Genomic DNA, 10144 nt, shown 5'->3' on the forward strand with positions numbered 1-10144 from the left:
ATGAGCAATTTAGAGAAAATTGTAAAGTGGCTGGGAACGACTTCTTATGAAGGCGTCGTTCTCGGAAGAAGAGATAATTTCAAATGGATCACAGAAGAGAACGCAAATGCAGTAGTGACCAATGGGGAAGTCGGTATTGCATTTCTTGTGATCGAAAAATCCGGGAAAGTGAAGATGATTGCTGACAGCAGCGACTGCCCGAGAATGAGTGAAGAGCAGAATGCTCTGGGGGCAGAGTGTATTCTTGCCCCGTGGTATGAGACTCTTGACGGCTTTCTTGCAGACTGCTGCAGGGGAAAGAAGTATGCTTCCGATACAGGTATTTCCGATACTGTATATGTCCAGGGAGAGCTTGTGGATCTTCGGATGCAGCTTAGCCAAAAAGAGTTGGAGCGGTATCGGGAAATCGGACAGGAATGTGCCCGGATCGTAGAGAGAGTAGCGAAAGATGCGCGTCCCGGACAGACGGAAAATGAAGTGGCAGCTATGCTGAAGTGCCGGTGTATTGAAAAGGGCGTCAGCCCGGACTGTGTCCTGGTGGGAAGCGACGACCGGATTTTGAAATACCGCCATCCCGTTCCTACAGATAAGAAAATAGAAAAATCTTTAATGGTAGTTCTGGGAGGAGAAAAATACGGACTGAACATCAGTATGACAAGGATTGTCAGTTATGGAAAGCCAGATAAAGAGATTGCAGCGAGAATGAAAAAGACCCAGTATATTTTTGCGTCTATGCAGAATATGATGGAAGATGGAATGGCATATAATGAATATTTTCGGAAGGTGCAGAAGCTTTATGATGAAGCCGGGTGGCCTGGCGAGTGGAAGATGCATCATCAGGGAGGACCTACCGGATATGGCTGCAGAGAATTTGTAGTCACACCGGATACAAAAGGCTTTCTCCGGGAGGGGCAGGCTTATGCATGGAACCCGACAATCCTGGGGACAAAATGTGAGGAGACAACCTATCTGAAAGATGGACGGGTTGAGATCCTGACAAGGACTAAGGACTGGCCGTGCACTGTTGTGGAGACAGAGTACGGAAGCCTGGATGCGGCAGATATCCTGATAGTGTCTTAAAATTGATATATCGTGGAATAGGTGTTGTTTGAGGGTTATAGAATCAGCCTATAAGTATATACGGAAAAACAATTGGCTTTTGTCTGATGAGATTACTATACTTAGTGATAGAGAAAATGTTCTTTGCAAAAGAAGAATTAGGAGGTAAAGAATTATGTCTATTACAGCTGAAACAGCCAAACAACATGCAAATGATCCAGCAGTATTGTGCTGCAGAGCGGAGGCAGGGATTACAATTGAAGCAGCAAATCTGGAAGATCCGGCCATCTTTGACGAACTGGTGGATTCAGGGCTCCTGTCATTGGAAGGATGTCTGAAGATTGGACAGGTATTGGGAGCAAAGCTTACAAAAACGAGTGATTCTCTTTCACCTTTGACCCCTGATAATGTAGAAGGGTTCAAAGATACGGTAGAATCAGAAGAAGAGACTAAAGAAGAGCAGGCGGAAGCGCCGGCAGCTGTGGAAGCGGCAGCAAGCGTTCAGGGAGCGGTTGCAACAGTAAAGGGAGGAAAAGTTGTAATTTCCATCAAAGAAGGAAAGGATATTTACCTGGAACTTCCTGTTTAGAGAACATATGACGGCAAAATGGCAGAGGATGTCCTGAAAATATAATTCAGCGGCATCCTTTTTTGAGTGTTCTGATTTTGTTTTGCCGGTGGATGTAAGAATTTAGAGGAAGTTGAACAAATAGAAAAGAAAATGGAGGAGGAAATTATTGAATCTGTACAAATATAGTGCTATAATAAACATGCCATTAACAATGGAGAAACGGTGAAAAAAGAGAAATGAAAGGGAATGCAAGTAATATCCAAGTTAAACAGTTGAACAGAAACCGAGTGTTTCGCTATATTAACAGCAGAGAAAAGACGAGCATGCCGGAGATTGCAATGGCGCTGCATATCAGTACGCCTACCGTGCTTTCTATTGTAAATGAGCTGGAAAAAAGACAGATGGTAGAGGTAAACGGCGAGTTTGAATCTACCGGAGGAAGAAAAGCCAAGATCCTTACTGCTGTAAGGAACAGCCGATATGCGGTGGGGCTGGATATTACGGCAAACCATGTGAGCATTACATACACAGATCTTTCCGGTCGTGCATTGAATCACAGAAGGATTCGCAAACCCTTTGTCTATTCGGATGATTATTTTGCGGAGTTAGCCCGCCTGACAGAAGAGTTTGTGAAAGAATGGGATGTGCCTCCGGAGAAAATCGAGGGAATGGGAATTTCCATGCCGGCTATTATTAACAGCAGGGAGCAGATCATTACTAATTCTCATGCGCTGGGAGTCTATAATGTATCCTGCAGGAGCTGGACCGAGAAAATGCCCTATCGGTGTGATCTTGTCAATGATGCCAATGCAGCGGCGGTGACGGAGATCAGTGGCAGGAGAATACCGGGAAATATGGTATATTTCTCTTTGAGCAATACGGTCGGAGGAGCAGCTCTTTTTCGTGATGATCTGGGAAGGATCAAATTCTGGTCGCCATGGCAGGGAGATACTTACAGTCTTTATGAGGGAGACAATTGGAGGAGCTGTGAATTTGGTCATATGGTGATCCATCCGGGAGGAGAAAGGTGTTACTGCGGAAAAGAAGGATGTGTAGACGCCTACTGTTCCGCTTTGAAACTGGCAGACAGGACAGAGGGAAATCTGGAGAGATTTTTCCTGGAAATGGAAGCGGGCAATGAGGAGTTTCAGAAGGTATGGGAAGAATATCTTCAGAATCTGGCAATTGCTGTTGATAATCTCAGGATGTGTTTTGACTGCCGGGTCGTTCTGGGAGGATATGTGGGAAGCAACATTTCCCCTTATATAGACAGGATCCGCAGGCTGGCAGCGGAAAAAAATATTTTTGAAAAAGACGGAAGTTATATTGACGCATGCAGGTATCAGAAGGAGGCTTCGGCTCTCGGAGCAGCCATCCTGCAGATAGAGAGGTATATAGACACGATATAAAAGTGTCTTTTCCTTTCGACACTTTATTAAATACATTATTAAAGTATAAAATAAAAATCAGGAGGACATTGTGATGGAAGGAAATATGAAAGTTGCTGTGATGAACGGAATTGGAAAGATGGGATATACCGAAAGACCAATTCCTGTTCCGAAGGATGACGAGGTGTTGGTAAAACTGGAATATGTCGGAATCTGCGGCAGCGACATGCATTATTACGAGATGGGAAGGATAGGAGACTATGTGGTAGAGCCTCCGTTTGTTCTTGGACATGAGCCGGGAGGCACTGTTGTGGAAGTCGGAAAAAATGTGACTCATTTGAAAGTGGGCGACCGTGTTGCCCTGGAGCCGGGAAAAACATGCGGCAAGTGCAAATTTTGCAGAGAAGGCAAATATAATCTCTGTCCGGATGTTGTCTTTTTTGCTACTCCGCCGGTAGACGGAGTGTTCCAGGAGTATGTGGCTCATGAGGCTGCTCTTTGCTTTAAACTTCCCGATAATGTGAGCACACTGGAGGGAGCTCTGATCGAGCCTCTGGCAGTTGGTTTTCATGCGGCGAATCAGGGAGGCGCTCATATCGGACAGAAAGCAGTTGTATTTGGAGCGGGATGTATCGGCCTTGTATCTATGATGGCTTTAAAAGCAAGCGGAGTATCAGAAGTATATGTGGTTGATATTATGCAGAAGCGGCTGGACAAGGCTATGGAACTTGGCGCGGACGGCGTGATCAACAGCAAGGATGTGGATGTGCTGGAGAAAGCAAAAGAACTGACAGACGGAGAAGGTTTTGACCTTGCCATTGAGACTGCCGGAACTGAGATTACCACAAATCAGGCCATTCAGGTCGTAAGGAAAGGATCCAATATAGTTCTTGTCGGTTATGGAAAGACAGGCATGATGAATATGATGATGAGTCTGGCTCTGGATAAAGAGATTACTTTTAAGACGGTATTCCGCTACCGCCACATTTACCCGATGGCAATTGATGCGGTGGCACAGGGAAAAGTAAATTTGAAAGAAATTGCAACACATATTTTTGACTTTGATGACATCCAGAATGCCATGGATCGAAGCATAAATGAAAAAGCAGAGATTGTGAAGGCTGTTGTGAAAATTGCTAAATAATACCCAGATTGCTAAATAAATAACATTATGCAATTTGTATAAAATGTTAAAAAAATAATTGTGAAATATTGCATCTTGTACAAAGAAAAAGAGTTGTATATAATTAAATGCATAAAATAGATTTGTAAAACCATTTTATTAAAGAAATAAATAAAACTAATTTCTTTAATAGGAAAGGCTGAAAGGAGCAAAGAAAATGGGAATTATTGAAAGCATGAGACTTGATGGAAAAGCAATCTATGTAACAGGAGGCGCAAGCGGAATCGGAAGATGTGCGGCAATGGCTTTTGCAGAGGCAGGAGCTGATGTGGCGATCGTAGATATCAATCTGGAAGGAGCTGAAAAAGTAGCAAAAGAAATTGCAGATGCTACAGGCTCAAAGACAATTGCGATCCAGGCGGATGTAACCAACCAGGAACAGGTTGAAGCTATGGTTGCAAAGGTTGTTGAGACATACGGAAAGCTGGATGCTGCTTTTAATAACGCCGGAATTTGTATCAATGTTCCAGCAGAAGAAATGACATATGAGCAGTGGAGAAAAGTAACCGATATCAATTTGAACGGAGTATTCCTGTGTGCAACAGCAGCAGGAAGACAGATGCTGAAACAGGGATACGGTTCCATTATCAATACAGCTTCCATGTCAGGACATATCGTAAATGTACCGCAGCCACAGTGTGCATACAATGCATCTAAGGCAGGCGTGATCCTTCTGACAAAATCTCTTGCTGTTGAATGGGCGAAAAAAGGCGTCCGCGTAAACTGCATCAGCCCGGGATATATCGGAACAGAGCTGATCCTTGAGGCAGAACACCTGAAACCTCTGATGGCACAGTGGAATGAGATGGCTCCGATGGGAAGAGTTGGAAAACCGGAAGAACTTCAGTCAATTCTGGTATATCTGGCAGGAGATACAAGTACATTTACAACAGGATCGGACATTGTTGTGGACGGAGCATTTACCTGCTTCTAAAAACTTCTAAAGGCCAGAGGTTATTTATTGCGATAGCTATTAGCAGAGGCTATAAAAATATTTATTTTCAAGGAGGAAAATGTATGAAGAAGAAAGTTGTAAGTATTTTGCTGTGTGCGGCTATGGTTTCAGCAATGGCGATGGGTTGCTCATCAGAAGCGCCGGCAAGCGACAGCGGAAGCGAAGACAGCGGTTCTGAGGAAGGCGGGGATGGTTCTCTGACGATAGGAATTACGATCCAGTCCCTTAAGAACGACTACTGGGCAGGCGTTATGTCCAAGCTGGAAGAACTCATGAAAGACAAAGGATATGAGTATACTCTGATCGACTGTGAAGACAACGCTGCAACACAGGTTGGACAGATTGAGAACTTTGTTACAACAGGTGTGGACGTAATCATGGTTCATCCATCCGATCCGGACGCTATTGAAACGGCTTGTAAGGAAGCCCTTGACGCCGGTGTAAAAGTAATGTGCTGGGATGATGAGATGGAAAACACCACAGCCAACTGGGTACTTGACAATACAGCCCTCGGTGAAGAGATCGGAAAGCTGGCTGCTGAATTTATCAACGAAAACTTTACAGCAGATGATAAAGCAGAAGTATGCGTTATCGGATATCCTTCTACAAAGGTTCTGTTAGAGAGACAGCAGGGTATTGAATCCGGACTGGAAAAATACTGTGAAGATAACTATGAGATCGTAGCAACAACAGAAGGTCTGGAAGCTCCGGAATCTCAGACAAACGTTGAGACAGTTCTTCAGGCGCATCCTGACTGCCAGGTATTCGTTGGAACAGGTGCAGGCCCGATGAACGGCGCAAACCAGGCACTTCTTCAGCACTACGGCGGAGCTGGAAAAATTCCGGCAAATGTTGGAGTATTTACAACTGACGTTACAATGCAGCAGTTAGACTCCATCAAAGCTGGCGATGAAGCAGCAAAAGGTATCGTAGGATTTGAAGGTTCCAATACAGATACAGCATCTGCTTGTCTGGAAATGATTGAGAAAGTTGCAGCAGCAGGCGATGATGATTTCCAGGGAGAAGATCACAATACATTCAGACCGACATCTGTTATCAACATGGATAACATTGATGATATCCTCGCAGGAATGTAATAACAACCTTCGGTAACAGGAAGACAAGATAGAGGCGGTGTATTCCGCCTCTAAATAATATAAGCCACAGGGGGACGAACATGAGTGAAGAATATGTATTGCAGTTACAGCATATAAGAAAAGAATACCCGGGTGTTGTTGCGCTGAAGGATGTTACATTGGAGTTGAAACCGGGAGAGATACTGGCCCTTATCGGCGAAAACGGAGCCGGAAAATCTACCCTGATCAAATGTTGTTCCGGAGCAGTTATCCCCACCTCCGGGAAGATTATAGTCAATGGAAAAGAATTTACAAGCATGACACCGCAGCTGGCAGCAGAGAATGGAATTGCGATTATTTACCAGGAATTTAATAACGTAAAGGAACTGTCGGCAGCAGAAAACTTATTTTTGGGAAGGCCTATTAAAAAAGGAATTGTTATCGACAAGGCGGCTATGGAGAGAGAGGCTGCCAAAGCGTTTGAACAGTTGCATATTAAAATTGACCCGAAGGCTCTGATGAAGAATCTGACCGTCGGATATCAGCAGATGGTGGAAATTGCCAAGGCAATCCAGCAGAATGCGAAGATACTGATTATGGATGAACCTTCCGCACCTTTGACAAGCGCGGAAGTTGAAAGTATGTTTGAAGTGGTGGAAAGACTTCGGAAAGAGGGAGTTTCAATTATTTATATTTCTCATCGTCTGGAAGAAATCTACCGTCTGTCAGACAGAATTGTTGTTCTTCGTGACGGCGAATACATCAAGACTCTTATTACAAAAGAGAGTCATGTCCAGGAGCTGATCAAGCTTATGGTAGGACGTGAGCTGACACAGACCTATCCGCCGAGAGGAGACTGCATAGACGAAAATGAAGTAATACTGGAATTGAAAGATGTGACCGGAAACGGTGATAAAAATATCAGTCTGAAGGTACATAAAGGTGAGATTCTCGGTCTTGGAGGCCTGGTTGGAGCGGGACGTACAGAACTGGCGCAGATGATTTTCGGCGCAGTAAAAAAACAGTCCGGAGAGATATATTTTAAAGGCAAGGAAATTAATCCCAAGAGTCCGAGAGAAGCAATTGATATCGGAATTGCCCTTGTACCTGAGGACAGAAAGCGTCATGGCGCACTTTTGGGAGTGTCTATTAAAAACAATATCAATATGCCGATCTATCAGAGAAACTCGACTTTAAGCGTGATCAATTCCAAAGTTGAGAGAGAAACTGCAGAGAAATATGAAAAGAGTATGGCGATCAAGACTCCGTCGCTGCAGCAGCTTGTCAAGAATTTAAGTGGTGGTAATCAGCAGAAGGTTATTCTGGCGAAATGGCTGGCTGCTGATGCAGAACTGATTATTGTTGACGAGCCTACAAGAGGTATTGACGTAGGCGCGAAGTATGAAATCTATAAGCTGATGAACGAGCTGGTAGAAAAAGAAGGAAAGGCGATCATCATGATCTCTTCCGAAATGGAGGAGCTTATGGGTATGTCTGACCGTATTGTTGTTCTTTCAGAAGGAAATATGACCGGTTCTCTGGAGAAGAGTGAGTTCAGCCAGGAAACGATCATGGCATATGCATCCGCAGCGAGAATGGAGGAGGGTTAAACCATATGAAGAGTAATGTAGGATCTAAATTAAAAGAACATGCCATCTGGATTGTATTAGTAGTCCTTGTTATTGGATTTACGGTGGCAAACCCAAGATTTGTAAACCCAAGCAATATATTTACACTGCTTCGTCAGGTGGCTGTATTTGGTATTGCTTCCATCGGTATGACATTTGTTATTTTGCTGGCTGACATCGACCTTTCTATCGGTTCGATCATGTCTTTTGTAAATGTTGTCTGTGCTTACCTGATGGTAAATGCCGGAGTAAACTGGATTCTGGCAACACTGATTACTTTAGTACTCTCTACTTTGGTAGGTGTACTGAACGGTTTTATGGTATCCACTATCGGCATCCCGGCCCTGATTGCGACCTTTGCGACACAGACCGCCTTTTCGGGATTGACGTATATCATTTGTGATGGTATGCCGATCTATGGATTTACAGAATCTTTCAATGTATTTGGCCAGTGGTATGTAGGACCTGTTCCGGTTCCTGTTATTATCATGATTATCTGCTTCATAGTAGGAGCTTTTATCCTGAACAAGACCTATTTCGGCCGTTATTTCTATGCGGTTGGAGGTAACCCGGAGGCAGCGAAGCTTTCCGGTATCCGTGTAGGAAGAGTAAAATATCTTGTATTTGCACTTTCCGGATTTTTCTCAGGACTGGCAGGTATCGTGCTTCTGTCCCGTACAGCTTCCGGTGCCCCGAATGCAGGAACAGGCTATGAATTTAAAGTAATCACCTGTGTTGTACTTGGTGGTGTGTCCGTAGCCGGTGGTTCCGGTAGAATGTCAGGCGTTGTGGCCGGTACATTTATCATCGGAGCGCTCCAGAACGGTATGGTTCTTATGAACATCGACAGCTATACACAGAACATCGTTATGGGTATTGTGCTGGCACTTGCAGTTGGATTTGACTGTATCCAGAATAAAAAGCAAGCAAACTAAATTCCATATAGGCCAAGAAAATCCCGGCAATGTTATATTGCTGGGATTTTCTGACAATATGATGTTTTTGCCGGAGGAGTTGCTTTCTCCAGAGGAACAAAAGTTGACTTTTAGTGTGCAGAATAGTAGTATTAAATTGTATATTTTTGAACATTGAGAGGTTAAAATTTTGAAAAAGAGTCAGTTGATATATCATTATATAAGGGAGCAGCAAGCTGTCTCGAAACAGGACATTGTTGTGGGGCTGAAGCTCAGCCTTCCTACAATTACCCATAATCTTCAATATCTTGAAGAGTTGCATCTGATTGATACATCCGATAAAATCCGAAATACCGGCGGAAGGAATGCAACAGCTTACTCTTACGTGAAAAATGCAAGGGCAGCTATTGGTCTCTATTTGACAGCGCATCATATTAATTGTGTATCAGTGGATCTCTCGGGGGATGTGATCCAGATGATTCGGAGGAAGCGTGATTTTAATCTGGATGATGATGGATATTTGCAGGAAATCGGCGTGATCGTCGAGGAGGTAAAAAGAAAATCTAAAATAAAAGACAAAGATTTTCTGGGGGTTGGCATATCAGTTCCCGGCCTGGTCTCGCAGGATGGAGAAATTGTCACGTATGGAATGACCCTGAATTTCGGCGGAAGAACAAGGGAAGGAATTGCCAAATATATTCCCTACAGAAATAAGCTGTTTCACGATTCGATTGCAGCAGGGTATGCAGAGGTGTGGAAAGAGCAGGATATACAGAATGCCTTCTACTTAAGTCTCAGTAACAGTGTGGGAGGAGCAGCGCTGTTTGACAAAAAGATTTATGAAGGAAACAGCCAGAAGGGCGGAGAAGTGGGCCATATGACAGTTGTGCCGGAAGGAGGGGAACAGTGTTACTGTGGCCGTAAGGGGTGTTTCGATACCGTGTGTCGTTCTACGCTTCTGGATCAGTATACAGATGGAAACCTGGAACGGTTCTTTGGACTTCTGGATGCCGGAGATGCAGAGGCAGTTAGATTGTGGGATAAATATTTGGACAATTTGTCGTTGGGAATCCACAATCTTCGGATGTTGTTTGACTCTGATATTATTCTGGGCGGATATGTAGGAGCTTATATTGAGAAATATATGGAAGATCTCTGCGACAGGATAGATGCGAGAAATCCGTTCGGGGATCCGGCCAGGGAATATCTTGTTCCTTGCAAATATAAAGTGGAAGCGGCAGCTGCCGGAGCAGCGATCTATTTTATTGATGAATTTTTTGAAAGTATTTGATAAAAAATTAACTGGGGACGTAACAAAGTTTAACTTCAATGTCATTAAGTTTAGAAAATGAGTCCTCAAAAGAAAGACA

The 10144-nt window shown here is 43.9% G+C and carries 8 protein-coding genes and 1 pseudogene; all 9 read left to right on the forward strand.

Annotated features, from left to right (window positions below; genetic code table 11):
- The 9 genes and pseudogenes from WJ238_RS05280 (at position 1) to WJ238_RS05320 (ending at position 10065) form a co-directional block, all read left to right on the forward strand.
- Entirely contained in the window at positions 1 to 1080 is a 1080-nt protein-coding gene (locus WJ238_RS05280; RefSeq protein WP_337606342.1) for a M24 family metallopeptidase, read from the forward strand.
- A 154-nt stretch (positions 1081 to 1234) separates the two neighbouring features.
- Positions 1235 to 1645 (forward strand): annotated as a pseudogene (locus WJ238_RS05285) (D-proline reductase (dithiol) proprotein PrdA); the annotation flags it as partial.
- 257 nt (positions 1646 to 1902) lie between these two features.
- A complete protein-coding gene (locus WJ238_RS05290; protein ID WP_337606343.1) occupies positions 1903 to 3039 on the forward strand; it encodes an ROK family transcriptional regulator in 1137 nt (378 codons plus the stop codon).
- 73 nt (positions 3040 to 3112) lie between these two features.
- Positions 3113 to 4162: an NAD(P)-dependent alcohol dehydrogenase gene (locus WJ238_RS05295; protein WP_337606344.1), complete on the forward strand. Its 1050-nt coding sequence runs from the start codon at positions 3113 to 3115 to the stop codon at positions 4160 to 4162.
- A gap of 196 nt (positions 4163 to 4358) precedes the next feature.
- Positions 4359 to 5135 carry an SDR family oxidoreductase gene (locus tag WJ238_RS05300; protein WP_230107184.1) on the forward strand — a complete coding sequence of 259 codons (777 nt, stop codon included), beginning with the start codon at positions 4359 to 4361 and terminating at the stop codon, positions 5133 to 5135.
- An 83-nt stretch (positions 5136 to 5218) separates the two neighbouring features.
- Positions 5219 to 6253, forward strand: coding sequence for a sugar ABC transporter substrate-binding protein (locus WJ238_RS05305; protein ID WP_316266169.1), 1035 nt, complete (start codon positions 5219 to 5221; stop codon positions 6251 to 6253).
- 80 nt (positions 6254 to 6333) lie between these two features.
- Positions 6334 to 7842, forward strand: a complete 1509-nt coding sequence (locus tag WJ238_RS05310; RefSeq protein ID WP_230107182.1) for a sugar ABC transporter ATP-binding protein — start codon at positions 6334 to 6336, stop codon at positions 7840 to 7842.
- 5 nt (positions 7843 to 7847) lie between these two features.
- Positions 7848 to 8795 (forward strand): ABC transporter permease, encoded by a 948-nt coding sequence (locus WJ238_RS05315; protein ID WP_230107181.1) that lies wholly within the window; start codon positions 7848 to 7850, stop codon positions 8793 to 8795.
- 169 nt (positions 8796 to 8964) lie between these two features.
- Positions 8965 to 10065, forward strand: coding sequence for an ROK family protein (locus WJ238_RS05320; RefSeq protein ID WP_337606345.1), 1101 nt, complete (start codon positions 8965 to 8967; stop codon positions 10063 to 10065).
- Positions 10066 to 10144: the final 79 nt, after the last annotated feature.

The organism is Claveliimonas sp. (genome assembly GCF_037273965.1).
Taxonomy (GTDB): Bacteria; Bacillota; Clostridia; order Lachnospirales; family Lachnospiraceae; genus Claveliimonas; species Claveliimonas bilis.